The 25,528-nt window shown below is 74.4% G+C and carries 21 protein-coding genes; 8 read left to right on the plus strand and 13 right to left on the minus strand.

Annotated features, from left to right (window positions below):
- Positions 1-16 precede the first annotated feature (16 nt).
- Positions 17-3,211: an isoleucine--tRNA ligase gene (ileS, locus tag OZ948_02425; GenBank protein MEB2343577.1), complete on the minus strand. Its 3,195-nt coding sequence runs from the start codon at positions 3,209-3,211 to the stop codon at positions 17-19.
- Positions 3,212-3,339: 128 nt separating this feature from the next.
- On the minus strand, positions 3,340-3,912 hold the full coding sequence (locus tag OZ948_02430) for a YIP1 family protein (protein ID MEB2343578.1): 573 nt from the start codon (positions 3,910-3,912) through the stop codon (positions 3,340-3,342).
- A gap of 76 nt (positions 3,913-3,988) precedes the next feature.
- Here OZ948_02430 and yhbY point away from each other — a divergent pair, with 76 nt between their 5' ends.
- The 3 genes from yhbY (at position 3,989) to OZ948_02445 (ending at position 7,646) form a co-directional block, all read left to right on the plus strand.
- Positions 3,989-4,288 carry a ribosome assembly RNA-binding protein YhbY gene (yhbY, locus tag OZ948_02435; protein ID MEB2343579.1) on the plus strand — a complete coding sequence of 100 codons (300 nt, stop codon included), beginning with the start codon at positions 3,989-3,991 and terminating at the stop codon, positions 4,286-4,288.
- Positions 4,285-5,310 carry a beta-eliminating lyase-related protein gene (locus OZ948_02440; protein ID MEB2343580.1) on the plus strand — a complete coding sequence of 342 codons (1,026 nt, stop codon included), beginning with the start codon at positions 4,285-4,287 and terminating at the stop codon, positions 5,308-5,310. The genes yhbY and OZ948_02440 overlap by 4 nt, the downstream gene beginning before the upstream one ends.
- Before the next feature lie 182 nt (positions 5,311-5,492).
- Positions 5,493-7,646, plus strand: coding sequence for an anthranilate synthase component I (locus OZ948_02445; protein ID MEB2343581.1), 2,154 nt, complete (start codon positions 5,493-5,495; stop codon positions 7,644-7,646).
- A gap of 9 nt (positions 7,647-7,655) precedes the next feature.
- Here OZ948_02445 and OZ948_02450 read toward each other — a convergent pair whose 3' ends face one another.
- From OZ948_02450 to OZ948_02465, 4 genes are all read right to left on the minus strand, one after another.
- Positions 7,656-8,585, minus strand: coding sequence for an alpha/beta hydrolase (locus OZ948_02450; GenBank protein MEB2343582.1), 930 nt, complete (start codon positions 8,583-8,585; stop codon positions 7,656-7,658).
- A 244-nt stretch (positions 8,586-8,829) separates the two neighbouring features.
- A complete protein-coding gene (locus OZ948_02455; GenBank protein MEB2343583.1) occupies positions 8,830-9,750 on the minus strand; it encodes a GGDEF domain-containing protein in 921 nt (306 codons plus the stop codon).
- A 77-nt stretch (positions 9,751-9,827) separates the two neighbouring features.
- Positions 9,828-10,631 carry a thioesterase family protein gene (locus OZ948_02460; protein ID MEB2343584.1) on the minus strand — a complete coding sequence of 268 codons (804 nt, stop codon included), beginning with the start codon at positions 10,629-10,631 and terminating at the stop codon, positions 9,828-9,830.
- 102 nt (positions 10,632-10,733) lie between these two features.
- Positions 10,734-11,369 (minus strand): glutaredoxin family protein, encoded by a 636-nt coding sequence (locus OZ948_02465; GenBank protein MEB2343585.1) that lies wholly within the window; start codon positions 11,367-11,369, stop codon positions 10,734-10,736.
- Between the two features lie 167 nt (positions 11,370-11,536).
- Between OZ948_02465 and OZ948_02470 the strand changes: the two genes are divergently transcribed.
- Together OZ948_02470 and OZ948_02475 are read left to right on the plus strand one after the other, a co-directional pair.
- Positions 11,537-12,763 (plus strand): PilZ domain-containing protein, encoded by a 1,227-nt coding sequence (locus OZ948_02470; protein ID MEB2343586.1) that lies wholly within the window; start codon positions 11,537-11,539, stop codon positions 12,761-12,763.
- An 87-nt stretch (positions 12,764-12,850) separates the two neighbouring features.
- Positions 12,851-13,579 carry a PilZ domain-containing protein gene (locus OZ948_02475; GenBank protein MEB2343587.1) on the plus strand — a complete coding sequence of 243 codons (729 nt, stop codon included), beginning with the start codon at positions 12,851-12,853 and terminating at the stop codon, positions 13,577-13,579.
- Here the strand turns inward: OZ948_02475 and OZ948_02480 are convergent, their stop codons facing one another.
- Genes OZ948_02480 through OZ948_02490 form a run of 3 tightly spaced genes read right to left on the minus strand, consistent with a single transcriptional unit; the run spans position 13,580 to position 15,661 of the window.
- Entirely contained in the window at positions 13,580-13,888 is a 309-nt protein-coding gene (locus OZ948_02480) for a YciI family protein (GenBank protein ID MEB2343588.1), read from the minus strand.
- The gene (locus OZ948_02485; GenBank protein MEB2343589.1) at positions 13,870-14,664 is read right to left on the minus strand and encodes an alpha/beta fold hydrolase; all 795 of its coding nucleotides are present in this window, start codon (positions 14,662-14,664) and stop codon (positions 13,870-13,872) included. Before OZ948_02485 ends, OZ948_02480 begins: the two co-directional genes overlap by 19 nt.
- Positions 14,665-14,689: 25 nt before the next feature.
- Positions 14,690-15,661, minus strand: a complete 972-nt coding sequence (locus tag OZ948_02490; GenBank protein MEB2343590.1) for a quinone oxidoreductase — start codon at positions 15,659-15,661, stop codon at positions 14,690-14,692.
- 127 nt (positions 15,662-15,788) lie between these two features.
- Here OZ948_02490 and OZ948_02495 point away from each other — a divergent pair, with 127 nt between their 5' ends.
- The 3 genes from OZ948_02495 to OZ948_02505 all read left to right on the plus strand — a co-directional run bounded on the left by OZ948_02495 (position 15,789) and on the right by OZ948_02505 (position 19,049).
- Entirely contained in the window at positions 15,789-17,060 is a 1,272-nt protein-coding gene (locus OZ948_02495) for an EAL domain-containing protein (GenBank protein ID MEB2343591.1), read from the plus strand.
- A 115-nt stretch (positions 17,061-17,175) separates the two neighbouring features.
- Entirely contained in the window at positions 17,176-17,823 is a 648-nt protein-coding gene (locus OZ948_02500; protein ID MEB2343592.1) for a TetR/AcrR family transcriptional regulator, read from the plus strand.
- 35 nt (positions 17,824-17,858) lie between these two features.
- Complete coding sequence (locus OZ948_02505) at positions 17,859-19,049, plus strand: lipid-transfer protein (GenBank protein MEB2343593.1); 1,191 nt, start codon at positions 17,859-17,861, stop codon at positions 19,047-19,049.
- 97 nt (positions 19,050-19,146) lie between these two features.
- Here the strand turns inward: OZ948_02505 and OZ948_02510 are convergent, their stop codons facing one another.
- The 4 genes from OZ948_02510 to OZ948_02525 all read right to left on the minus strand — a co-directional run bounded on the left by OZ948_02510 (position 19,147) and on the right by OZ948_02525 (position 25,522).
- A complete protein-coding gene (locus OZ948_02510) occupies positions 19,147-19,560 on the minus strand; it encodes a hypothetical protein (GenBank protein ID MEB2343594.1) in 414 nt (137 codons plus the stop codon).
- Between the two features lie 139 nt (positions 19,561-19,699).
- Entirely contained in the window at positions 19,700-22,264 is a 2,565-nt protein-coding gene (locus OZ948_02515) for a CocE/NonD family hydrolase (protein MEB2343595.1), read from the minus strand.
- Positions 22,265-22,417: 153 nt separating this feature from the next.
- Positions 22,418-23,512: a redox-regulated ATPase YchF gene (ychF, locus tag OZ948_02520; protein ID MEB2343596.1), complete on the minus strand. Its 1,095-nt coding sequence runs from the start codon at positions 23,510-23,512 to the stop codon at positions 22,418-22,420.
- Between the two features lie 42 nt (positions 23,513-23,554).
- Complete coding sequence (locus OZ948_02525) at positions 23,555-25,522, minus strand: cation:proton antiporter (protein ID MEB2343597.1); 1,968 nt, start codon at positions 25,520-25,522, stop codon at positions 23,555-23,557.
- Positions 25,523-25,528: the final 6 nt, after the last annotated feature.

Here is a 25,528-nt window from a genome sequence, read left to right on the forward strand (position 1 = left end):
AGCGGGAGACGGGGGCTCAGGGGACGCGGGCCAGGCCGATCGCCAGGGAGTGCTCGCCGAAGCGGGCCTCGTGTCGCGAGAGGGCGTCGTCGGGGAGCGCCGCCGGCAGCTCGAGGCCGCGGGCGAGCGTCTGCTCGGCGATCCAGTCGCGGTGCCGCTCGATGGCGGGACGCCAGTCCTCCGGCGCCACCAGCACGAGCCGGATCCGGTCGGAGACGTGCAGGCCGGCCTCCTTGCGCGCCTGCTGCACGCCCCGGACGACGTCGCGGGCGACGCCCTCGTCGAGCAGCTCCGGGGTCAGCACGAGGTCGAGCACGGCGATCGCGTCGTTGCTCGCCAGCGGCTCGCAGGCGACCCCCGGCTTCGGGAGCAGGCGGAGCTGGAACTCCCCGGGCTCGAGGGTCTGGCCGGCGACCTCCGCGCGCCCGTCGGGCAGCGTCCGCCAGCTGCCGCGCTTCGCCGCCGCGAGCACCGTCTTCATCTCCGTGCCGAGCCGCGGTCCGAGCGCGCGCGCGTTCACCTGGAGCTGGACGCTCGCCCACTCCTCGATCGAGCCGGCGAGGCGCACGGCCTTCACGTTGACCTCGTCCCGCAGCAGGTCCTCGTAGGGCGCGAGGTCCGCGACGCCCGGGCCCGCGAGCGTGAGCGACGCCAGCGGCTGGCGCACGCGCACGTTCTCGCGCTCGCGGAGCGTGCGCGCCGCGGAGGCGGCGTCGCGCACGCGGTCCATCTCGGCGACGAGCTTCGGGTCCGCGGGCAGCGCCTCGGCGTCGGGCCAGTCGGCGAGGTGCACGGAGAGCTCGCCGGTCAGGCCCCGGTAGATCTCCTCGGCCACGAAGGGCAGGAGCGGCGCCACGGTCTTCGCCACCGTGACGAGCACGGTGTAGAGCGTGTCGAAGGCGTCGCGCTTGTCGTCGTCCAGGCCGGCGCGCCAGAAGCGCTCGCGGCTGCGCCGGACGTACCAGTTGGTGAGCGCGTCGAGGAAGCCGGTCACGGCCTGGCAGGCGCCGCCGAGGTCGTAGGCGTCCATGCGCTCGCGCACCGTGTCGACCAGCTCGCGGGTCTTCGCGAGCGCGTAGCGGTCGAGCCGCCCCGTCTGGTCGCTGCGGACGCGCGCCGTGAACGCGGGGCCCTCGGTGTTCGCGTACAGGCAGAAGAACGAGTAGACGTTCCACAGCGGCAGGAGCACGCTGCGCACCACCTCGGCGATGCCCTTGCCCTCGCGGTCGATGCGCAGCTCGAGGCCGCGCAGGACCGGCGAGGAGACCAGGTACCAGCGCATCGCGTCGGAGCCCTGGCTCTCGAAGACCTCGAGGGGGTCGGGGTAGTTGCGCAGGCGCTTGCTGAGCTTGCGGCCGCTCTCGTCGAGGACGGTGCCGTGGCAGATGCAGTTCTGGAAGGGCGGGCGGTCGAAGATCGCCGTCGAGAGCACCATCATCGTGTAGAACCAGCCCCGGGTCTGGGCCACGTACTCGACGATGAAGTCGGCCGGGAAGTGGGTCTCGAACCACTCGCGGTGCTCGAAGGGGTAGTGCACCTGCGCGTAGGGCATCGAGCCCGAGTCGAACCAGACGTCGAGCACCTCGGGCACCCGGCGCATGGTGCTGCGCCCGCTCGGGTCGTCGGGATTCGGCCGTACGAGCGCATCGATCGTGGGGCGGTGCAGGTCCTTCGGCCGCACGCCGAAGTCGCGCTCCAGCTCGTCGAGGCTGCCGTAGACGTCGATGCGCGGGTGGGCGGGGTCGTCGCTGCGCCAGACCGGGAGCGGCGAGCCCCAGAAGCGGTTGCGGCTGATCGACCAGTCCCGGGCGCCCTCGAGCCACTTGCCGAAGCGCCCGTCGCGCACGTGCTCGGGGATCCAGCGGATCTGCTGGTTCAGCTCGAGCATGCGCCCGGCGAAGGCCGACACGCGCACGTACCAGGACGTCATCGCCCGGTAGATCAGGGGCTGGTCGGTGCGCCAGCAGTGGGGGTAGTTGTGCACGATCGTGTCGTGGCGCACGAGCGCGCCGCGCTGCTTGAGCGTGCGGATGATCTCCGGGTTCGCGTCGAAGACGTTGGTACCGGCCCAGGGCTCGACGGCGGCGGTGAAGCGGCCGGTGTCGTCGACGGGCACGACGGTCGGGATCCCGGCCGCCTGGCCGGCCGCCAGGTCGTCCTCCCCGAAGCCCGGCGCCACGTGGACGACGCCGGTGCCCTCCTCGGTGGCGACGAAGTCCGCGGCCAGCACGACGAAGGCGCTCGGCGTGTCGGCGAAGAACGGGAAGAGGGGGCGGTAGCGCAGGCCCGCGAAGGCTTCGCCGCGGCGGATCGCGATCGGCTCGGCGCCCTCGAGCTCCCGCGCGAAGCGCTCGCGCGCGGCCTCGGCGACCAGGATGCGCCGGTCCCCGAGCCGCAGGATCGTGTAGTCGATCGCGGGCCCCACCGCGAGCGCGAGGTTCGAGGGCAGCGTCCAGGGCGTCGTCGTCCAGGCCCAGATCTCGGTCGGCCCGTCCGCGGCCGGCTCCCGGACCTCGAAGCGCACCGTGAGCGCCGGGTCCTGGCGCTCGCGGGTGGCGTCGTCGAGGCGCGTCTCGAAGTTCGAGAGGGGCGTCTCCGCCGCCCAGGAGTAGGGCAGGACCCGCTCCCCCTCGTAGACGAGCCCCTTGTCCCAGAGCTGCTTGAAGGCCCAGATCACGCTCTCCATGTAGGAGAGGTCCATGGTCTTGTAGTCGTTCTGGAAGTCGACCCAGCGGCCGGCGCGGGTGACGTAGCGCTCCCACTCCTGCGTGTAGCGCATCACCGAAGTGCGACAGTGCTCGTTGAAGTTCGCGATGCCGAACTCGAGGATCGCAGCGCGGCCCGAGACGCCGAGCTCCTTCTCGGCCTCCATCTCGGCCGGGAGCCCGTGGCAGTCCCAGCCGAAGCGGCGCTCCACGCGGCGGCCGCGCATGGTCTGGTAGCGCGGGACGATGTCCTTCACGTAGCCGGTCAGCAGGTGGCCGTAGTGGGGCAGGCCGTTGGCGAAGGGCGGCCCGTCGTAGAAGACGTACTCGTTCGCCCCGCGTGGCCCCGCCGGCCGCCGCTCGACCGACTCGCGGAAGATCCCCTCCCGCTCCCAGTACGCGAGCACGCGGCGCTCGATCTCCGGGAAGCGCGGGCTCGGGTCGGGGCTCGGGTAGCGGGGGGGGTGGCCCGGGGCCCCGGGCCGGGTTGCGGACTCGTCGGGCATCGGCTCCGCCTCGGGGGAGATCGCAAGCTAACCCCCGGCCAGGGCGCGCACAATCGGACCGGGAGTCAGTCCGGGCGGAACCTCGCTCGAGCCGCCGCCGGCGGGCGCCCGGCGCGGAGCGCGTGTGTTCAGGGCATGGTGGCTGCCGGCGCCGGCGCTCCGCCCACCGCCATCACGCTCGTCATGACGAGGCCGGCCAGCAGCAGGCTGATCAGCAGGTAGACGACGAAGCCGATCACGCAGACTCCCACCGCTCGACCCGTGCTGGTGTAGTCGAGGGCCTGGCGCACGGCGATCACCATCGACGCGAGCTGCCAGAGCCGCAGCACGAGCAGCACGAGGCCGCCCAGGATCGGCACGGCACCGACGATGCCGAGGATGCCGGGGGCCGCGGAGAAGCCGGTCGTGCGCAGCATCTGGCCGAGGTCGGCCTGGGTCTCCGGGGTCGGCAGGATGCGCGTTCCCACCAGGTACGCGACGAGGGCCCACGCGAACCAGCCGACGAAGTTGAGGAGCACGCCGAACACCAGGTTCACGCCTTCCCCGCCCGAGGCCAGGGAGGCGCCGATCCCGGTCGAGACCGAGGCGAGCGCCACCACGGCCATCGCCTGCCCGAGCGCGCTCGGGTCGGCCTCGACCTCCTCGTAGGTGGCAGCGTCGAGGCGCGCCGCGCCGATCGCCCGTTCCATCAGGCTCGCCATGGGTCCTCCTTCTGGTGGCTCGCACCGCGGGCAGTCTACACCCGACACCGGTGGCTGCGCGCTACCGTCGCACACGATGGACGCCCCGCCCCTCAGCGCCCGCCAGCGCCGCTACCTGAAGGGCCTGGCCCAACGCCTCGAGCCGGCCGTGCGGGTCGGCGACGCCGGGATCACGGAGGCGGTGCTGCGCGCCCTCGACGAGGCGCTCCTCCATCACGAGCTGGTGAAGGTCCGGATGCGGCAGCCGCGGGAGAAGACGGCGATGGCCAGCCGCCTCGCCGAGGCCAGCGGCGCCACGCTCCTGGGGCTCGTAGGACACACCGTCGTGCTGTACCGCCGCCATCCCGAGGAGCCCGTGATCGAGCTGCCGGCGTGAAGCCGATCGACCTGCGCAGCGACACCGTGACCCGGCCCACGGCCGCGATGCGCGAGGCGATGGCGCGCGCGCCGCTCGGCGACGACGTCTACGGCGAGGACCCGAGCGTCAACGCGCTCGAGGCGGCCGCGGCGGCGCGGGTCGGAAAGGAGGCGGCGGTCTTCGTGCCCTCGGGCACGATGGCGAACCAGATCGCGATCCAGCTCCACACGCGCCCCGCCGAGGTCGTGCTGGCGCCCGCCGGCGCGCACGTGCTGCGCTACGAGGGCGGCGCCGCCTCGGCGCTGGCCGGCGTGCAGATCGCGACGATCGGCGCGGCGGGCCGCTACACGGCTGCCGACCTGCGCGCGGCGGTCGTGCCGGCGGCCGACCCGCACCTCGCCCCCACCACGCTGCTGGTGGCCGAGGACACCCACAACGCCTCGGGCGGGCGCGTCTTCCCGCTCGCGGCGCTGCACGAGGCGGTCGCGGCCGCGCACGAGCTCGGCCTGCGCGCGCATCTCGACGGCGCCCGCCTCTTCGACGCCGAGGTGGCGAGCGGCGTCCCGGCGGCGCGCATCGCCGCGCCCTTCGACACCCTCGCGTTCTGCTTCTCGAAGGGGCTCGGGGCGCCCGTCGGCTCGGTGCTGTGCGGGACGCGAGAGGCGATCCTGCGCGCGCGACGCGTACGCAAACGGCTCGGGGGCGGCATGCGCCAGGCCGGCATGCTCGCCGCGGCGGCGCTCCACGCGCTCGAGCACCACGTCGAGCGGCTCGCGCAGGACCACGCGCACGCGCGCCGGCTCGCCCGGGGAATCGCGGAGCTCGGCCTGCGCGTCGCCCCGGAGCCCGAGACCAACATGGTGCTCTTCGAGGTGCCCGACACGATGGCCTTCCTGCGCGCCACCCGCGCCCGCGACCTGCTCGTGAACCCGATCGAGCCCGGCCGCTTCCGGGCGGTGACGCACCTCGACGTCTCGTCCGACGACGTCGAGGACGCGCTCGGCCGGCTCGCGGAGGCGCTCGCGGAGCTGCGGGCTTGACGCGCTCCCGCCCGTGTGGGACCGTCCCCGCCATGTCTCCGCGCGCGCTGCTCGTCGGCATGCCCTCCTTCGGCTGGTGGTGGCTCCCTCGCTCCTGAGGCGGCCCTCGTTCGCGCGCGCATGGACCCAGGCCGCCTCCCGAGGCGGCCTTTTTCGTTTCCCCCTCCGCTGGAGAGCCCGTGATGAGTGAAGCCCAGAGCTACCGGACCCGCGGTGGGCTGCGCGTCGAGCGCACGGTCGAGGCGATCGACGGCGCGGCCGCGATCGAGGTGCTGACCGCCGCGCTCGACGAGCGGCGCGGCGTGCTCTTCGCGTCGAGCTACGAGTACCCGGGCCGCTACACGCGCTGGGACCTGGGCTTCGCGGATCCGCCGCTCACCGTCGTCGCGCGCGGCCGCGAGCTGCGCGTCGAGGCCGCGGGCGAGCGCGGCCGCGTGCTGCTCGCCCCGATCGCGCGCGCCCTCGAAGCGCTGCCTTCACTCGAAGCCTTCGAGGCCAGCGCCGGTTCGCTCCGCGCCCGGCTCGCCACGCCCGAAGGGCGTTTCCCCGAGGAGGAGCGCAGCAAGCAGCCCTCGGTGTTCTCGGTGCTGCGCGCGCTCGTCGAGCTCTTCGGCTCGCCCGAGGACCCGCACCTCGGGCTCTACGGCGCGTTCGGCTACGACCTGGCCTTCCAGTTCGAGCCGCTGCGCCTGTGCCTCGAGCGCCCGGCGCGGCAGCGCGACGTCGTGCTCTTCCTGCCCGACGAGATCGTGGTCGTCGACCACCGCCGCGAGCTGGCGACCCGGCGGCGCTACGAGTTCGAGGCCGACGGGCGTTCCACCGCCGGCCTCGCCCGAACCGGCACCGTGACGCCCTTCACGCCCGCGGCGCCCGGGGCCGTGGCCCGCCCGAGCGACCACGGCCCGGGCGAGTATGCCGCCGCGGTGCGCACCGCGCGCGAGGCCTTCCGGCGCGGGGACCTCTTCGAGGTGGTGCTGTCCCAGACCTTCGCCGAGCCGGCCGCCGCTTCGCCCGCCGAGATCTTCCGGCGCCTGCGCGTGCGCAACCCCTCTCCCTACGGGTTCCTGATGAACCTGGGCGACGGCGAGTACCTGGTCGGCGCCTCGCCCGAGATGTTCGTGCGCGTCGAGGGCCGCCGCGTCGAGACCTGCCCGATCGCGGGCACGATCCGGCGCGGCCGGGACGCCCTCGAGGACGCCGAGCAGATCCAGACGCTGCTCTCCTCGCCCAAGGAGGAGAGCGAGCTCACGATGTGCACCGACGTCGACCGCAACGACAAGTCGCGGATCTGCGAGCCGGGCTCGGTGCGCGTGATCGGCCGGCGCCAGATCGAGCTCTACTCGCGCCTGATCCACACCGTCGACCACGTCGAGGGCACGCTGCGCCCCGGCTTCGACGCGCTCGACGCCTTCCTGTGCCACACCTGGGCCGTCACCGTGACGGGCGCGCCGAAGGCCTGGGCGATGCAGTTCGTCGAGGACCACGAGCGCTCCGCCCGGGCCTGGTACGGCGGGGCCGTCGGCCTGGTCGGCTTCGACGGCAGCCTCAACACCGGGCTCACCCTGCGCACGATCCGGGTGCTCGACGGTGTCGCCGAGGTGCGCGCCGGGGCGACGCTCCTCTACGACTCCGATCCCGAGGCCGAGGAGGAGGAGACGCACGTGAAGGCCTCGGCGCTGCTCGACGCGATCCGCAGGCCCGCGGGCGTCGAGGCCGAGGCGCCGCGCGTCTACCAGACCCGGGTCGGCGCGGGGCTGCGCATCCTGCTCGTCGACCACCAGGACTCGTTCGTGCACACGCTCGCCAACTACCTGCGCCAGACCGGCGCCGAGGTGGTGACCTGGCGGGCCGGCTTCCCGCACGCCGAGCTCGACCGGCTGCGGCCGGACCTCGTCGTGCTCTCGCCCGGCCCGGGCTCGCCCTCCGACTTCGACGTCCCCGGCACGCTCGGGGCGCTGCGCGAGCGGCGGCTGCCGGCCTTCGGCGTGTGCCTCGGCCTCCAGGGCCTGGTCGAGCACCTCGGCGGCAAGCTCGACGTGCTGGGCTATCCGGTGCACGGCAAGGCCTCGACGATCGAGGTGCGCGGCGGCGGGCTCTTCGAAGGCCTGCCGCGGCGCTTCCGCGCCGGCCGCTACCACTCCCTCCATGCTCGCTCCGACGCGCTCCCGCTCGAGCTGCGCGTCACCGCCGAGAGCGAGGACGGGGTCGTCATGGCCGTCGAGCACGAGCGCGAGCCGCTGGCGGCCGTGCAGTTCCACCCGGAGTCGATCCTGACCCCCGGAGAGATCGGGCTGCGGATCCTCGCCAACGCGGTGGCGAAGCTGGTGCGGCACTGAGAGCGCCGGCTACGCGAGTGCGCCGAGCAGCGCCGCGCCGATCTCGTCCGCCGCGCGGCGGCCGGCCTCGAGCAGGTCGAGCATCGACGCGAAGCCGTGGATCTGGCCCTCGTAGCGCGAGAGCGAGGTCGGGACGCCGGCCTCGCGCAGGCGCGCGGCGTAGGCCTCGCCCTCGTCCCGCAGCGGATCGTACTCGGCGGTGATCACGGTGGCGGGCGGCAAGCCCGCGAGCTTCTCGGCGCGCAGCGGGGCGGCGCTCGGGTCGTCGCGGCGGGTGGGGTCGGGGACGTAGTGGCCCCAGAACCAGCGCATCGCCTCGGTGGTGAGGAAGTAGTCGCTGCCGTTCTCGCGGTAGGACGCGCGCTCGAAGTCGTGGTCGGTGACCGGGTAGATCAGGACCTGGTGGCGGAGGCGCGGGCCGCCACGCTCGCGCGCCAGCAGCGCCACCACGGCCGCCAGGTTGCCGCCGGCGCTGTCGCCCCCCACGGCGAGCCGCGTGCCGTCGATCCCGAGCGCGCCGCCGTGCTCGCCCAGGTGACACGTGGCCGCGTAGCAGTCCTCCGCGGCCGCCGGCCAGCGATGCTCCGGTGCCAGCCGGTAGTCGACCGACACCACCCGTGCGCCCGCGCGGTTCGCGAGCGCCCTGCACAGGTGTTCGTGGGTCTCGAGGCTGCCGATCACCCAGCCGCCGCCGTGGAAGTAGACGAGCGCGCCCGAGCGTGCCGCCGCACCTGCCGGCACGTAGAGCCGCACCGGGATCTCGCCGGCCGGCCCCGGCACGCGCAGGTTCTCGATCGCGGCCACCGGCTCACCCGGCACCGGCAGGCGCATCGACTCGAAGGCCTGGCGCGCCTGCACGGGTGTCATCTCGTGCAGCGCGGGAGCGCCGGCGGCCGCGAGCTGGTCGAGCAGGAACCGGGCCTGGGGATCGAGCGGCATGGGAGCCCTCCGGCGGAGCGCCACCTTACCGCAGCGCGGCGGCCCGGGCGCAGGCGGTCGCGTGCGAGTCTCGCCGGGCGGTTCGTCGCGTCGGCAGGGAGGGGCCTCGGAGCGGGCCGGTTTCCGCGCGCAGAGCGCAGCGCCGTTGGCGGTCACGGGTCCAGGCGCAGGCGGTCGCGTGCGAGTCTCGAGCACGGAAACCGGCCCGCTCCGAGGCCCCGGCGTCCCTTACGAAGCGCGCTAGCTAGCGCGCCACCCGATGGCGTCCCTGCCGCTTCGCCTCGTGGAGCCGCGCGTCGGCCTGGGCCAGGAACGCCTCGGCGTCGCGCAGGTCGGGCGGGGCGGTGGCGACGCCGACCGAGATCGTGACGGGCAGCCGCTCGCCGTTGGCCCGGAACTCGTGCTCCTCGACGAGCTGACGCACCCGCTCCGCGAAGAGCCGCGCTCCCTCCGGATCGGTCTCGGAGAGCGCCACCGCGAACTCCTCGCCGCCCCGGCGCGCGAAGCAGTCCTCGTGGCGCACGCGCGCGCGCACCAGCTCGGCCAGCTCGCGCAGCACCGCGTCGCCGGTGAGCTGTCCCCAGTCGTCGTTGATGCGATCGAAGCCGTCGAGGTCGAAGAGCAGCAGCGAGAGCGGCCGCTGATGGCGCTGGTGGCGGGCGAGCTCGCGGTCGAGGAACTCGAGGAGGAAGCGGCGGTTGTGGGCCTGGGTCAAACCGTCGACGATCATCGTGCGGTAGATCTCCTCGTGATGGAGCGTCTCGACGGAGTCGCCCTGGAGGAACTTGAAGATCACGCTGCCGGTGCGCAGGCGGTTGCCGGAGGCGAGCGGGACCTCCTCGTCGCCCTTCAGCGGACACTCGTCGACGAAGGTGCCGTTGGTCGAGCCCAGGTCGCGCACCCGCACCGTGCCATCGTCCAGCGAAACGATGCAGTGTCGTCGCGAGACGGTCTCGAGCGCCACGACCACGTCGCAGCCCTCGTCGCGGCCGATCAGCAGCTCGAGCCGCTCGATCGGCCAGTGCCGGCCGAGGGTGGGGCCGTGGACCATGACCAGGGAGCCACCCGCGCCGGCGGTCCGCTCCGGGCGGCCGCCGTCGAGGGCGGCGAGGGAGGGACGGCCGGCTCGCGCCACCCGCGGCTCGCTCGGATCCGGCGCACGCATGATCGGTCCTTTCGGACGGTCACGGACGCGCCTGAACGGGGGTGTGGCCGCCCTGCCCGTGCGCTGCGGGCGAGCTGCTAGCCGATGACGGCGAGCTGCCGCGACTGGGCCAGCAGGAGCCCGTCCCGGCTCCAGATCTCGCCGTCCTCCTCGAGGAAGCCGCCGGCCGCGAGCCGCGAGCGGAAGACCGCGAGGCACCAGTCGTCGGACCGGGCGCCAGGCAACGGGAGCTCGCGGCGGAAGTGGACCGTGAGGTCGACGGTCGGCACCGGCCCCATCGCCTCGCGCGAGGGCGCCCTCGAGAAGACGGCCGGCGGCCACGCGTCGGTGTAGGCGGCGACCAGCAGCGCGTCGGCGGAGCGCGGCTCGGCGAGCCGGATCCAGCCGCCGCTCGAGGCCTCCTCCGCGCCGCCGCCCGGCAGCCCGCCCACCGCCCAGCGCGACTCGTAGCGCTCGTGCAGCGGAATCGTGCCCGAGGACGGGGGGCAGGCCTCGGGCGGCGCCACCTCGGGCATCCGCGCGTGGTCGAAGCCCGGCCCCGGCCGCGGGAGCGAGAAGGCGGCGAGCGCGAGCGCCAGCAGCCGGTCGCCCTGCACGAGGCGGCCCGACACCGTCGAGAGCGAACGGCCGACGCGTTCGACGCGCGTCTCGATCCGCACGGGCCCCTCGCCGGGCGGAGCCGTGTAGTGCACGGTGAGCGAGCGCGCCGCGCGCTCCGCCGGCACCTCGGCCGACAGCGCGCGCAGCAGCAGCGCGGCGACGTAGCCGCCGTTCGGGCCGCGCACCACCCACCAGCCGCGGTCGATGCGCCCCTCGTAGGTGCCGGGGCCGGCGGCGCCGGCCGGACGGACGGCGGTGTCGCGATCGAAGCGATTCGTCACGGGCGCGCGAGGATGGCATGGGCCGATGCCCGGCGCACCCGCGGGCGGGCGGCCGTCGGGTCCCCGGGCGGCTTCGCCGCTCCGCGGCCCACCCGCGCCTCGTCAGAGGAGCTCTTCGAGGGTCCCCGGATCGAAGCCGCGCACGAGCCGGCCGCCGACGTCGACGACCGGGATCGACTGGCCTCCCGTCTTGCGCTCGAGCTCCGCTGCCCACTCCGGGTTGCGCTCGATGTCGCGGTTCTCGTAGTCGACCCCGCGTTCGTCGAGCCACGCGAGGGTCTTGCGGCACCAGCCGCACCACGACGTGGTGTAGACGACGACCGCGGCGTCCGCGTGGCGGGCAGGCTCCTCCGGGGCCGGGCGCCGCGGGCGCAGCGAACGCGCGGGCGCCGCGGCGGTGCGCCGCGCCGCGGCCGGCCGCGGGGCTCCGGTGGCGATGTGCTCGGCGCCCGCGCGTGCCGAGGCCGGCACCTCGGCGAGGCTCTGGACGAAGCGAACCGACCCGCTCGGCTCCGTGTAGCGCCAGTAGCCGGGGCCCGCGTCGGGCGGATCCGCCTGCTCCACACCGACGGCCCGCGAGACCGCCCCGAGCACCTCGCCGACGGCATCCCCGCCGGCGCCCTCCTCCGCGCGGCCGGGCTCGCGGATCGCGTGATCCCCACCCGCTCCGCAGCCAGCGAAGGGGAGAGCGAGCGCGAGGGCTGCCAGCAGGGCCGCCGGGCGGGGATGGCGCGACACGGGATCTCCGTCGGAGGCGTGACGGGGACCTCATCGGCGCGCGGCTCCACGGATCTGAACCCCGAGGGGCCGCGACCGTAGCCCCGGATCCGCGAAGCCGGACCGGCGTCCTACAGCTGCCTCCGACACTTGCCGATCGCGGAGGGGGTCCTTCCGCGAGGTCGTCGGTGGCGATCGACGTGTCCAGCCGCAACGTGCTGCTGCTCCACGATGGGGAGCTCGCGGAGGTGCGCGCGCTGGTGGAGGCGGTCGGGGCGCGGGCGATCGAGGCGCGCGAGCCGCCGGGTGACGAGGTCGAGATCGCGGTCGTGCTCGCCACCGCGCGGCACCTGCGCGACGTGCACCGGGCCGGAAGCGGAGCGCGCGTGGTGCGCATCGCGGTCCTCGACCACGACGCGCGCACGCTGCGCGCGCTGTGCCGCCGGGCTGGCGTCGACCTCGTGCTCCGGCGCCCGGTGCACCCGGTCGCCGTGCGCCTGCTCCTGCTCCACGCGCTCTACCGCGGGCCCGACCGCCGCGCGCGGCGCGTCCCGGTCGGCGTGCCGGTGCGCTTCCGCGTGACCCTTCGCTCCCACCCTGCGCTGCTCGCCGATCTCTCGACACGCGGCTGCCAGCTCGTCGGTTGCCAGCCGCTGGCTCCCGGCCGTCGTGTCACGGTGTACCTCCCCGATCCGGTGACGCCGAGCCGGAGCTTCACGGTCGCCGGCCGGGTGGTACGCGCGGTGCGGGACGGGGACCCGGGCTTCGCGGTCGAGTTCCAGGGCGTCTCCGAGCGCGTGCGCGAGCGGCTGCGCGAGTCGGTCGGCGCCTACAGCGATGGGCCTGCGGCCTGCGACAGCCGCGAGGTCGCGGCGGCCTGGCGGCGCTTTGCGCCGCCCCCGACCCCGGTCGATCCGCCCGAGGACGAGCCGGGCATCTCCTCCGTCGCACCCGCCGGCTGGCCCGTACCGGACGCCGCGCTGGCCGGCTCCGCGGGCGCCGGCAGCGCGCCCGCCGCGCCCGCTCCTGCCGGCGCCGACGAGCGCCGCCGCGAGCCGCGTCGCACCTACGAGGGCCGCCGGGTGGTCGCGCTCGACGACGAGGCCGCCCGCGTGCTGGTGGGCCACGACCTCTCGCCGGGTGGCATGCGCGTCGCCCCGAACCCGGCGCTCTTCGTCGGCCAGCGGCTGCGCGTTGCCCTCTACGGAAGCCCGGGCGAGACGCCGTTGGTGCTCGACGTGGAGGTGGCGCGCGACGACGGCGAGCGCGGACTCGTGCTGGGCTTCGGGGCGGTCGCGGACGCGACCCACCGCCATCTCGCAAAGCTGCTCGACGCGCTGCCGATCCTCGACACCGGCAGGCCGTCGGCACCCGGCCTCGTAGTCTCCGAGATCCTCGACGCGGAGCCGTGCTAGCCGGCGCCGGCAGCGCGCGCGCAGCCAGGCCGCGCTCAACCCGGTCCCCCCGTCGCGCCGATGAGCAGGGGCGAGGTCCGGATCGCGATGCCCCTCGAACGAAGCGTCCTCGTGATGGACGGCGGCGGTGCGCCGCGGGCGGCGCTCGCCCATCGGCTGCGCCGGCTGGGCTACCGCACGCTGCGCGCGAAGAGCCCGGAGGACGCCTTCCGGCTCGTCGAGGAGCACCGTCACCTGATCGGCGTTGCGCTGATCCCCCCCGACCTGGCGGTGATCGACCTGCCGGCTGCGCTCGCCGCGCTCGCCACCGGCGCGCCGGGCGGGCAGCTCGCCTACATCGTGACCGGACCGACACCGTCCGGAGACATCCTCGGGGAGCTGCGCGCCTCCGGGGTCCGGCTCGCGCTCTGGGAGCCCTTCGACGACGCGCGCCTGCGCTTCCAGGTGAACCGCGCGCTCGCCGAGGACGGCGGCGGGCTCGTGCGGCGCGAGACGCGCGCCCCCGTCGACCTTCCCGCGCAGGTCTTCCAGTCGGGGCGCCAGAAATCCGCGCGGGTCTACACGCTCGCGGCGGGCGGCACCTACCTCGAGACCCCGCGGCCCGCGATGCGTGGCGCGCGGGTCGAGATCGAGATGCCGGTCGGCGCCGGCCCCGTGCGCGCCCCGGGCGTCGTGGTCTACACGAACGTCCCGGGCAACCTGCACCGCGACAACCTCCCGGTCGGCATGGGCGTGCGCTTTGCGGATCTTCCCGATCCCGCCGGCGCCGCGATCCGGCGCCTGGTCGCGGAGGCGGCGCTCGCACTCACGCTCTAGCTAGCCACTCGGCTCGGGCGCCGGCTCCGGGAACACCTGCCGGGTCGCCAGCACCTCCCAGCTCCCGAAGACACCCTCGACCACGTAGGGATCGCTGGCTGCGAAGCGGCGCGCGCTCGCGAGGTCGGGGGCGTCGAAGACGACCACGCTGCCGCACGGTGCGCCCGTGTCGTCGAGCAGGGGGCCGGCGTGGACGACGCGGCCCGCCTCGGCCAGCGGGCGCAGGTTGCGCAGGTGCGCCTCGCGATGGCGCGGGCGCAGCTCGGGGCCGCGCGCACCGTCACGGCCGATCAGGACGAAGCGGGCCACGGGGCGACTCCTTCGAGGAAGCGGAGGATCTCGGCGTCGAAGGCCGCCGGGATCTCCCAGTACGGCGAGTGTCCGGCGCCGGGGAAGATCGTGATCCGCGCGCCCGGAATCGCGGCGGCGACCTCCGCGAGGGCCGGCGGCGAGAAGAAGGCGTCCTGCTCGCCCGCGACCAGCAGCGTCGGCACCGCGAAGCCGGCGAGCCGGGCCGGCGGGATCACCACCTCGGCGAGCCCAGCGCCGTAGGCGGCGATCACGTCGGGCGGGTTGCGCGCGCCGATCTGCTCGTAGAGGAAGGTGAGCGCGGGCTCGCGCGCGGGGTAGTCCTCGGCGAGCGCCATGCCGGCGAGGCCCGGTCGCCGCGCCATGCGCTCGGGGAGGCCCGCGAGATCCCGCGCGATGGCGGGCGTCACGAGCCCGCCCGGGGACCCGGAAAGCACGAGGGCTGCCGTGCGCTCGGGGTGGGCGAGCGCGAAGGGGAGCCCGGTCCAGCCGCCGAGCGACTGGCAGACGAGCGCGGCGCGCGCGACCCCGGCCGCGTCGAGCACCGCCGCCAGGTCGCCCGCGAGCCGCCGGGGATGGCGCGCCGCCGGATCGCCCGCCGAGCGGCCGAAGCCGAAGACGTCGTAGGTGATCACCCGGTGGTGGCGGGCGTAGCGCGGGACCTGCTGCCACCAGGACAGCGCGCTCCCCCCCGAGCCGTGGACCAGCACCAGCGGCGGGCCCGCGCCGTGCGCCTCCCAGTGCAGCGTTCCGCCCGCGACGTCGAGCCCCGGCACGGGGCGCAGGATAGGGCAGGCCGGCTCAGGTCGTGAGCAGCACCTTGCCGGTGGTGGTCCGGCCCTCGAGCGCGCGATGCGCGTCGGCGGCGCGCGCGAGCGGGAAGCGCGCGCCGATCCGGACGGCGAGCCCACCGGCGGCGATCGCGCCGAGCACCTCGCCGGCGCGCAGCTCGAGCTCGGCGCGCGTCGCCGTGAAGTGGGCGAGGGAGGGGCGCGTCACCACGAGCGAGCCGCCCGCGTTGAGGCGCTGGAGGTCGAAGGGCGGGACCGGTCCGCTCGCCTGCCCGAAGAGCGCGAGGAGCCCGCGCGGCCGCAGCGCGGCGAGGCTCCCGTCGAAGGTGGCGCGGCCCACGCCGTCGTAGACGACGTCGACGCCGCGGCCGCCGCTCGCTTCGCGCGCGGCGGCGACGAAGTCCTCCTGCGTGTAGAGGACCACGCGGTCGGCGCCGGCCTCGCTCGCGAGCGCGGCCTTCTGTGCGGTCGAGCAGGTGGCGACGACGTGCAGGCCGGCGCGCTTCAGCATCTGCACGAGGAGCCGCCCGGTGCCCCCTGCGGCCGCGTGCACGAGCGCCCACGCGCCGGGTCGCGGCTCGCGCAGGGCGTGGACCAGGTAGTGCGCGGTCATGCCCTGGAGCAGCGCGGCGGCGGCGACGTCGTCGGCGACGCCGTCCGGGATCCGCACCAGCGAAGCGACCGGCGCCACCAGGACCTCTGCGTAGGAGCCCGGGACGGAGGCCCACGCGACGCGGTCGCCGGGCGCGAGCGCGTGGACGCCGGGCCCGACGGCCTCGATGCGGCCGGCGCCTTCGAGCCCCGCGACGAAGGGCAGCGGGCGCGGGTAGACGCCGGTGCGGAGGTAGACGTCGACGAAGTTCACGCCCGCGGCGGCAACCCGGATCCGCGCCTGCCCGGGCCCGGGCGGGCCCGGGTCGCGGTCGACCCGCACGAGGACCTCCGGCCCGCCCGTCTTCTCGATCTCGATGGCCTTCGGCATCGCGGCAGTATCACCCGGAGCCGTCCGGGATGCGCTCGGGCCCCTCGGGGTCGAGTCGTATCCCCCCGGTTCTCAACGCCGCCCCCGGATCGGCCGATCCGCTCGGGACGATGGACCGGGACCAGGGATGAGCGACGCGGGTCCGCAGCGGCGCGGGCCGTGGCCCGTCGCGCCGGCGCTGGCGCCGATCGCGGCGGCGGCGGACGAGGTGGCCGGCGCGTTCTCGCGGGCGGGCGCGCTGGGGGTCGTGCTCGTCGACGCCGCCCGCCTCGACGTGCTCGAGCGCCGCCACGGCCACGAAGCGCACGGCCGCGCGCTCGTCGCGATCGGCGAGGAGATCGGTGCCGCCTGCCGCGAGCTCTGGGGCCTCTCCGTGACGCTCGCGCGCGGTGAGCTCGGGCGCGGCGAGGTGATCGCGCTGATGCCGGCCGAAGGCGCGCGCGGCGAGCTCTTCGGGCAGGCGCTGCCGGCGCTCGAACGAGCCATCGCCGAGCGGCTCGCGCGACTCGGAGCCCGGATCGGGTATCCCTACCTGCGCCGGCTCCCGCCGCTCGCGGTGGGACAGGCCTATACGCTGCGCAATCCGCTGCTGGCCGAACGCACCCAGCTCCGCGACGCTGTCGAGGCCGCGCGCGCCGACGCCGAGCTGAACCAGCGCCTGCTCGCCCGCAGCCGGCGCCGCGAGCTGATGGAGATCCTCGTGCACGGGACGGTGCACTCGGTCTACGAGCCGATCGTCGACGCCCACGCGCTCACCGTGTTCGGCTACGAGGCGCTCGTGCGGGGCCCGGCCGGCTCGCACCTCGCGGCGCCGCTCGAGCTCTTCGAGGTCGCCGCCGACGAGGACCTGCTCTTCGCGCTCGACTGCCTGTGCCGCACGGCGGCGCTGGCCGGCGCGGTGGGCTTTCCGCAGGGTGCGAAGCTGTTCCTGAACATCCGCCCCTCGTCGTTCCACGACCCGAGCTTCCAGCCCGACGCGCTGATCCGCACGCTCGAGCGCTGCGCGCTCGGGCCCCGCGACGTGGTCTTCGAGATCTCCGAGCAGGAGTCGATCGACAACTACGAGATCTTCCGCGAGGTGCGCGACGGCTACGGCAAGCTCGGCTTCCAGTTCGCGCTCGACGACACCGGGGCCGGCTACGCGAGCCTGGAGGCGGTGGCGGAGCTGGCGCCCGAGTTCATCAAGGTGGATCGCGGGTTCGTGCGCGGGATCGACGAGGACCCCGTGCGCCAGACGATCCTGCGCGCCCTCCAGACGCTCGCGAGCGACCTCGGTGCGCGGATCGTCGGCGAGGGCCTCGACACGCTCGAGGAGCTGCGCACGCTCGGCAGCCTCGGCATCCCGTTCGGGCAGGGCTGGCTCTTCGGCAAGCCCTCGCCCCTCTGCGGCGACCCGTAGCGCCGCGGCCGCGCCGAACGGAGCCGACCGGCCCGGAGGCCGCTGCCCCTGGATCCGGCCGGTCGGCCTTACATGCAGTCTTGACTGTTTGTTCGATCCCGCTAGCGTCCGGGCCTTGGCGCGCGCCGTTCCCCCCGCCCCGGTCTCCGACCCCCGCCCGCGCCGCTCCCAGGAGGAGCGGAGCGCGGGGACGCGCACCCGCCTGCTCGACGCGACGCTCGAGTCGCTCCAGGCGCTCGGCTACGCGCAGACCACGACCACCGCCGTCTGCGAGCGAGCCGGCCTCTCGCGCGGCGCCCAGGTCCACCACTTCCCGAAGAAGCAGGACCTCGTGGTCTCGGCCGTCGCGCACCTGGCCGCGCGCCGCGCCGCCGAGCTGCGCCGGCGGGCGGCCTCGCTCCCGCCGGCCGCCGATCCCGACGAGCGCCTGCGGGCGCTCCTGGTCCTCGTCGAGGAGGCCTTCTCGGGCCCGCTCTTCCTGGCCGCGCTCGAGCTCTGGGTGGCGGCGCGCACCGACCCGGAGCTGCACCGCTCGCTGGTCGGCTTCGAGCGCGCCGCGGGCCGCGCGCTCGCCGGCCTGTGGCGCGAGATCGCGGGCCCGCTCGCCCGCGCCGAGCGCTTCGACGCGGTCCTCGAGCTCACCATGCATCTGGCGCGCGGCATGGCGCTCCAGAAGCTCCTTCGCAGCGACGACAGCGAGCGCCGCCGGCTGTTCGCGCTCTGGCGCGAGCTGGCGGCCGCGGCGCTGCGAAGCGATTCGTGAACCGGTTCGAGAAACCCCCAGGAGGATCCGAAGCGATGTCTCGCAAGGTGTACGTGATCGGTGTCGGGATGACGAAGTTCGAGAAGCCCGGGTCGAAGCAGTGGGACTACCCGGACATGGCGCGCGAGGCCGGCCAGAAGGCCCTGGCCGACGCGAAGGTCTCCTACGACCAGGTGGAGCAGGTGGCGGTCGGCTACTGCTACGGGGATTCGACCTGTGGCGAGCGCGCCGTCTACGAGATCGGCCTGTCGGGCGTGCCGATCTACAACGTCAACAACAACTGCTCGACCGGCTCGACGGCGCTCTTCATGGCCAAGCAGCTCGTCGAGGGCGGGCTCGTCGACTGCGCGATGGCGCTGGGCTTCGAGAAGATGGAGAAGGGTTCGCTCGGCATCAAGTACACCGACCGCACGGTGCCGATGGACAAGCACATGAAGGCGATGGTCGAGAAGCGCGGCTTCGCCAAGGCGCCGGCGGCGCCGCAGATGTTCGGCAACGCCGGCCGCGAGCACATGGAGAAGTACGGCACCAAGCCCGAGGTGTTCGCGAAGATCGGCTGGAAGAACCACAAGCACTCGGTGAACAACCCCTACTCGCAGTTCCAGGACGAGTACACGCTCGAGGACATCCTGAACGCGCCGATGGTCTACGACCCGCTCACCAAGCTGCAGTGCTGCCCGACCTCCGACGGCTCGGGCGCGGCGATCCTGGCCAGCGAGGACTTCGTGAAGAAGCACGGCCTCGGGGCCCAGGCGATCGAGATCGCCGGCATGGCGATGGCGACCGACACGCCGAGCAGCTTCGACGAGAAGAGCGACATCAAGCTGGTCGGCTGGGACATGTCGCGCAAGGCGGCGCAGAAGGCCTACGAGCAGTCCGGCCTCGGGCCCGAGAACGCGCAGGTCGTGGAGCTCCACGACTGCTTCAGCGCGAACGAGCTGATCACCTACGAGGCGCTGGGCCTGTGCCCGGTCGGCAAGGGCGGTGAGCTCGTGAACGAGGGCGCCACGACCTACGGCGGGCGCTGGGTCGTGAACCCGTCGGGAGGCCTGATCTCGAAGGGCCACCCGCTCGGCGCGACGGGCCTCGCGCAGTGCTCCGAGCTCACCTGGCAGCTGCGCGGCCAGGCGGACAGGCGCCAGGTCCCCGGCGCGAAGGTCGCCATCCAGCACAACATCGGCCTCGGCGGCGCGGCCGTCGTGGCGGTGTACCGGAAGCCCGAGTAGCCGGGCTCCCCGGCCGGGCGATGGCGGGGCCCGGAGGCGGAAGCCTCCGGGCCCCGGAATCCGCCGGCGCGCTGCGGGCGGCCCCGGGCCCGGTGCCTCAGAGGCTCAGCGACGCCGACGACAGCGCCGACTCGCCGTGCTGGTTGAAGGCGCTGGCGCGGTGCGCGGCGAGCGTCCCGGCGCGCCGGTAGGTGAGCCGCAGCTCCACGGTCTGCGAGCCCACGCGCTCGACGGCCGCCTGCCACGGCGCGCTGCTCGAGCGCCCGTCGAGACAGGTCTGCCGGTAGTCGACGACCTCGGCGCCCCCGGAGACGTAGGGATCCGACAGATCGATCCGACACACCCGCTGGTACGTCCCGCCCTGCAGCCGCCAGAACCAGAGCCCGTCGACGTTCCCGCTGCCGAAGTGGGTCAGGCGCACGCGCACCGGCGCGGTATCGCAGCCGCTGAGCGGAGCGGCGAGCAAGGCGGCGGCGAAGACGAACACCCCTCCACGAGATCCAAGCCTCACGATCCTCCCCCCTCCCATCGAGGAGGGCGCACGATACGGAGGCGTCGTGACGCAGGGCTGGCGGCCGGCTGAACGTTCCCGTCACATGGCGTGCGGATGGCGCGCGCGTGAAGGAACGCAAGACGTGCGCGGTGGGGTGCTACTCGAGCAGCAGGTTCGCGTGCGGCACGTACTCGCGGCAGGGCTGCGAGCGCAGGCTCGGGCACGGCGGCAGCGGCGTCGGCACTACGACACCCGGGATCACCGGCAGCAGGAGGCTCGACGGATGCGCTGCGGAGTGCGAGACGGCGTGGAGCACGCCCTCCCCGAGTTGCAGCACGTCGAACTGCCAGCGGCCCTTGTTGCCGCCGGGCGTGGAGATCTCGACGCGAAGCCGCGAGCCCGCACGGAAGGCGTGCGCGAACGGATAGACCTCGACGCGCGCCAGCGCCCACTCGCCGGGCTCGAGCGGCTGGAGGTCGGCTTCGAGGCGCGTCGGCACGGGCCGCAGCGCCGTCGACTCGGGCGCGAGCGCGCGCATGCTGGCGCGCAGCCAGCCGCTCGAGATGTACATCTCCTGGCCGTCGGGACGCACCTCGGAGAGCGAGACCTCGAGGTCCGCGTCGCTGGCCGTCGACTGGATCCACAGGTCGGCGCTGGCGCTGCCCGCCATGACGACGTCGTTCGCGAAGGGCTCGGAGACGAACACGGCCTGGCGGTCCGGCTGCCAGGGGCTCCAGACGATCTCCTGCGGCACCTGCTCGAACGAGCGCACGCTCGCGTAGGTCTCCTGGCCCTTCGCGTCGTCGTGCCGGAAGCCCGACGAGGAGGCGGGCTCGCCCGGCTCGAAGTCGCGCAGCGAGCCGTCGGTGTGCAGGTAGAGGCGCTGCGGGGTGGTGTCCGGCGGCGGCCACGAGTCGAAGAAGAGCTCGAAGCCGGGGATCGGTGCGCCCGCCACCTCGCCCGGCGCGCCGCCCATCTCCATCAGGAGTCGGATCGCGGGCTCGGCCTCGTAGGCAGCCTTGGCGCTCGCCAGATCGGGATGGATCCCGTAGAAGCGCTCCGGCGGAAGCTCGACCCCCGCGCCGAACACCGCCTCGAAGAGCAGCGGCGCCACGAGACGGATCGTTTCCGGGACGGGCCGCAACTCCTCCGCCACGTAGAAGTCGAGGAAGGTCTTCCACTCGGCGAGCACGTAGGGCGAGAAGCCGTCGGCGTGGGCGCCGTCGTAGCCCGTGTAGCGGACCAGCGGGGAGCCGGTGAAGAGGTTCCACAGCTCCGGGAAGTGGTTGCCGGTCTGCTCGTCCTGCCAGGCGCCCGAGGTGAACACGGGGATGTCGATCTGGTCCACGAAGGTGCGCGGGCTCAACGGATCGTAGATCGCCGGGTCGTAGTACGGGTTCGCGTAGGCCTTGGCGATGATGTCGACCTTCTGCGAGTGGAGGAGCTGGTTCTCCTCGCAGACCGTGTCGCCGGCGTCCACGCGGCCCTGCTCCCACCCCTGGCCGTACGGGTCCGCGCCGTCGAGCACGTTGGTGGCCCACTGGACCGCGAAGCCGTCGTTGAGGATCCCGCCGGGCGCCAGCGTGGTGTCGACGCCCGAGATCACCGCGAGCGGCGTGATCGCCGCGAGGTGCGGAGGATGCGTCGAGGCGACGAAGAGCTGGCTGATGCCGGGGTACGAGATCCCGACCATGCCGACCTTGCCCGCCCACTCCTGGGCGGCCACGATCTCGATGGCGTCGTAGCCGTCGGTGAGCTGGAGCGGCTCGAAGAAGTCGTAGGCGCCGCCCGAGCAGCCGGTGCCGCGCATGTTCACACCGACCGTCGCGTAGCCGAGCACGCCGGCGAGCAGCGCTTCGGGCGCGTTCGGGCCGTCGCAGAGCACCGGGTAGTCGGGACACAGGAGCGCCACGACCTGCGGGTCGATGCCGCCGACCGAGATCTGGCCCACCGGCTGCGACGGTGTGTAGCCCGAGTAGTTGACGAGGACCGGATACGGCCCCTCCTCCGGCGGACCCGGCAGCGCGACGAACACCGAGAGCCTCGTGCCGTCGCGGGTCGTGATGTAGCCGAAGCCGGGCGCGAGGACCTGGTCGTCGTAGAACGCCTGCGGCGGCGTGCTGCTCTCGAAGGCGAGGACCGTGAGGGGATCCGAGAGGGCAGCCGGACCTTCGGCGGAGAGCACGCGGTAGCCCGAGCCCGGTTCGACCTCGCGGAAGATGAGACTGCCCAGCTCGTCGGTCTCGCCCTCGGCGACCACCTGCGAGCCCGCGTCGAGGAGCTGGACCTCGGCCCCCGGCGTCGCGTGGGTGACGTGCACCTGGCCGATGCTGCCGCGCACCTGGAAGCTCGCCGGCCCGGCCACCTCGATCACCCTCCACGCGAAGAGCGGGAAGCTGGCGAAGGGGCCCGCGAGCCGGAGCTTCGCGAGCAGGAGGTGGTAGCCGGGCTCGACGTCGTGGAGGGCGCCCTGCACGCCGTTCCCGCCGTACACGTACTGGCCCGGGTCCACGAGCTGGCCGTCGAGCCAGATCTCGAGGCTCGAGCTCAGCTCGGGCGCGGGCGCGTCGAGCGCGAACCCGAAGTCGTCCGCGACGAAGATCTCGAAGACGGCGGGCGAGGTGAACTGGAACCACGGGGTCCCGAAGCTCGCGGGGATGCAGGAGGTGAGAAGGGGGGCGAGGCCGGTCGTGAGGAGGAGGGCGGCCAGGCGGGTGCGCATCGAGGGTTCTCCCGGTAGGCCGGAACGGGACGTTCGCTGCTTACCTGGTGTTCAATCGGGCCCTACCCTAGAGGGGCGCCGATCCCCCCGCAACACCCTCGAGAGCGGGGGAGCCGTCCTCCGGAGCAGGTACGAGGCTCCGCTGCGGGGGGATCAGGCCCCGACCCGGAAGTGCACGACGTCGCCGTCGCGGACCTCGTACTCCTTGCCCTCGACGCGCAGGAGCCCGCGGGCGCGCGCGCCCGCCTCGCCACCACCCGCCACGTAGTCCTCGAAGGCGATCACCTCGGCGCGGATGAAGGTGCGCTCGAAGTCGCTGTGGATCTCGCCGGCCGCCTGCGGGGCGAGCGTGCCGCGCCGGATCGTCCAGGCGCGCACCTCCTTCTCGCCGGCCGTGAAGTAGGTGACGAGCTCGAGCAGCTCGTAGGCGGCGTGGATCAGCCGGTGCAGGCCCGGTTCGGCGAGGCCGAGCGTGGCCAGGTACTCGCGCCGCTCCTCCTCGGCGAGCTCGGCGAGCTCCGCCTCGACCTGCGCGCAGACGCGGACCACGCCGGCACCCTCGGCGGCGGCGCGCTCTTCCAGCACCTTGACGTGCGGGTTGCCGTCGGCGAGCGCGGTCTCGTCGACGTTGGCGACGTAGAGGACGGGCTTCGCCGTGAGCAGGAAGAGCGCGCGGAAGAGCGGCCGCTGCTCGTCCGGCACGGGGAAGGAGCGGGCCGGATGGCCCTCGGAGACGTGCGCGAGGAGCGGCTCGAGCAGCGCCAGCTCCTCCCGCGCCTCCTTGGCCCCGCTCTTCGCCTGGCGCTGCACCCGCTCGAGGCGCCGCTGGAGCGTGTCGAGGTCGGCGAGCCCGAGCTCGGTGTCGATGGTCTCGACGTCGCGGGCCGGGTCCGGCGCGCCGTCGACGTGCACCACGTTCTCGTCCTCGAAGCAGCGCACGACGTGGGCGATCGCGGCGGTCTCGCGGATGTGGGCGAGGAACTGGTTGCCGAGCCCCTCGCCGCGCGAGGCGCCGCGCACGAGCCCGGCGATGTCGGTGAACTCGACGGTGGCCGGCACCACGCGGGCGCTGTGCACGATCGCGTCGAGCGCGGCGAGGCGCGCATCGGGCACCGCCACCACGCCCGCGTTCGGCTCGATCGTGCAGAAGGGGTAGTTCTCGGCCGCGATCCCCGACGCCGTGAGGGCGTTGAAGAGCGTGCTCTTGCCCACGTTGGGCAGGCCGACGATGCCGACGCGCAGGGCCATGGGCGCAGGAGCTTCCCGAATTTCCCGGGAAAGGCCACGCCCTCAGGGCCCGGCCAGGAGCGCGCGCAGCCGCCCGAGCGCTCCGGTGTCGCCGACGGCGAGCAGCTCGTCGCCGGCGTCGAGGCGGCGTTCGGCCGGCGGGTTCGCCTCCAGCGCGGCGCCGCTCCGGATCGCCACGATGCTGGCGCCGGTGCGCGCGCGCACGCCGAGCTCGGCGAGCGAGCGGCCCTGCGCCGGGCCGCTCGGAACCTCCACCCACTCGGTGCCCACCTGGTCGAGCGCCTCGGCGAGCAGCGGGTCGAGCAGCAGGGCCGGCGGCGTCCGCAGCGCCTCGTAGCCCTGGTCGCGCAGCTCGTCGGTGAAGCCCTGCACCGCGTTCGGTGGCACGCCCAGGCTGCGCAGCACCGCTCCGAGCAGGTCGATGGTGGCTTCGAACTCCTCCGCCACCACCAGCGACGCGCCGAGCGCGTAGAGCGCGTCCATCTCGGCGACGTAGCGCGTGCGCACGAGCAGGCGCGCGGCCGGCGCCAGCTCTCGCACCAGCGGTACGAGGCGGCGCACCGCGATCGGGTCCGAGACCGCGATCGAGACCAGCTGCGCGCGGTCGACGTGGACCCGCTCCAGGATCGAGCGGCGCGTGGCGTCGCCGAAGACGATCGGCTCGCCCTCGGCGAGGCCCTGCTCCACGGCCTTGGCGTTCGCCTCGATCACGACGTAGCGGATGCCGCGCGCGCGCAGGGCACGCGCCACCGTGTGGCCGGTCAGCCCGAAGCCCACCAGCACGACGGCCGGCGCCGCCTCGGGCTCGGGGCGCGGGGCGCGCGCGGCGCGCAGGCTGCGGTCGGCACGCCGGCCGAGGACGTCCGCGGCGCGCGGTGCGCCCGCCACCAGGAACGGCGTCGCGAGGAGGGTCAGGAGCGAGCCGGCGAGGAACACCTGGTGGAGCGCCGGCGCGAGGAGCCCGGCGCCCGCCGCCGTCTCCGCCAGGACGAACGAGAACTCGCCCGTCTGCGCGAGCGTGAGGGCGGTCAGCACGCCGAGCCGGACCCCCTGGCGCAGCACGCCGACGACGATCGCCGCCACCACCAGCGACTTGAGCAGCACCACGGCGCCGACGTAGGCGAGCGTCGGGCCCGCGGCGCCCAGCGCGGCGCCCGGGTCGAAGAGCATCCCGACCGAGGTGAAGAACAGGCCGAGCAGCATGCCGCGCAGCGGCTCGACCTCCGCCTGGAGCTGGGGCGCGTAGGGCGAGGCGGCGACCACCAGCCCTGCCGAGAAGGCGCCGACCGCGCGGGTCAGACCGAGTGCGTGGGCGCCCTCGGCGGAGCCGAGTACGAGCAGGAGGGCGAGCAGGCTGAACAGGTCGCGGGAGCGCAGCGCCGCCACCCGCGCCAGCAGCCAGGGAAAGGCGAAACGCGCGGCCAGGTAGACCACGGCGAGGGCCGCCGCGGCCTGGCCGATCGCCCGCGCGACCGGCCAGGCGCTGGCGGGGACCTCGCCCGCCATCACCGGCACGAAGAGCAGCAGCGGCACGATGCACAGGTCCTGGAACAGGAGGATCCCGAGGCACAGGCGGCCCTGGGGCGCGTCGAGCTCGTCGCGATCGCGCAGCACCCGCATCACGAGCGCCGTGCTCGACATCGCCACGAGCCCGCCCAGCACGAGCGCGCTGCTCGCGTCGAGGCCGAGCGCCTGCCCGCCCGCCGCCACCAGCGCCAGGGTGAGCACCATCTGCAGCCCACCCGCCACCAGGGCCGGCCGCCAGAGCCGGCGCAGCGCGTCCACCGGCAGCTCGAGGCCGATCTCGAAGAGCAGGAAGACGACGCCCAGCTCGGCGAGCGCACGGATCCGCTCGGGGTCCCGGGCGAGGCCGAGTCCGTTCGGTCCGAGCAGCGCGCCCATCATCAGGAAGCCCGCGATCGCGGGCAGGCGCAGGCGCTCGAAGAGCGCAACTCCCGCCGCAGCGATCGCGATCACGAGCAGCAGCTCGCCGAGGATCGCACCGTCCATGCGGGC

The sequence above is a fragment of the Deltaproteobacteria bacterium genome (genome assembly GCA_035063765.1).
Classification (GTDB): domain Bacteria; phylum Myxococcota_A; class UBA9160; order UBA9160; family PR03; genus CAADGG01.

Excerpts from the sequence above, each read along its gene's own strand:
- OZ948_02490 (MEB2343590.1), bottom strand. The coding sequence starts at position 15,661 with ATGCCGAAGGCCATCGAGATCGAGAAGACGGGCGGGCCGGAGGTCCTC.
- OZ948_02505 (MEB2343593.1), top strand. The coding sequence starts at position 17,859 with ATGTCTCGCAAGGTGTACGTGATCGGTGTCGGGATGACGAAGTTCGAG.
- ileS (MEB2343577.1), bottom strand. The coding sequence starts at position 3,211 with ATGCCCGACGAGTCCGCAACCCGGCCCGGGGCCCCGGGCCACCCCCCC.
- OZ948_02525 (MEB2343597.1), bottom strand. The coding sequence starts at position 25,522 with ATGGACGGTGCGATCCTCGGCGAGCTGCTGCTCGTGATCGCGATCGCT.
- OZ948_02455 (MEB2343583.1), bottom strand. The coding sequence starts at position 9,750 with ATGCGTGCGCCGGATCCGAGCGAGCCGCGGGTGGCGCGAGCCGGCCGT.
- ychF (MEB2343596.1), bottom strand. The coding sequence starts at position 23,512 with ATGGCCCTGCGCGTCGGCATCGTCGGCCTGCCCAACGTGGGCAAGAGC.
- OZ948_02475 (MEB2343587.1), top strand. The coding sequence starts at position 12,851 with ATGCCCCTCGAACGAAGCGTCCTCGTGATGGACGGCGGCGGTGCGCCG.
- yhbY (MEB2343579.1), top strand. The coding sequence starts at position 3,989 with ATGGACGCCCCGCCCCTCAGCGCCCGCCAGCGCCGCTACCTGAAGGGC.
- OZ948_02495 (MEB2343591.1), top strand. The coding sequence starts at position 15,789 with ATGAGCGACGCGGGTCCGCAGCGGCGCGGGCCGTGGCCCGTCGCGCCG.
- OZ948_02445 (MEB2343581.1), top strand. The coding sequence starts at position 5,493 with ATGAGTGAAGCCCAGAGCTACCGGACCCGCGGTGGGCTGCGCGTCGAG.
- OZ948_02515 (MEB2343595.1), bottom strand. The coding sequence starts at position 22,264 with ATGCGCACCCGCCTGGCCGCCCTCCTCCTCACGACCGGCCTCGCCCCC.
- OZ948_02450 (MEB2343582.1), bottom strand. The coding sequence starts at position 8,585 with ATGCCGCTCGATCCCCAGGCCCGGTTCCTGCTCGACCAGCTCGCGGCC.
- OZ948_02430 (MEB2343578.1), bottom strand. The coding sequence starts at position 3,912 with ATGGCGAGCCTGATGGAACGGGCGATCGGCGCGGCGCGCCTCGACGCT.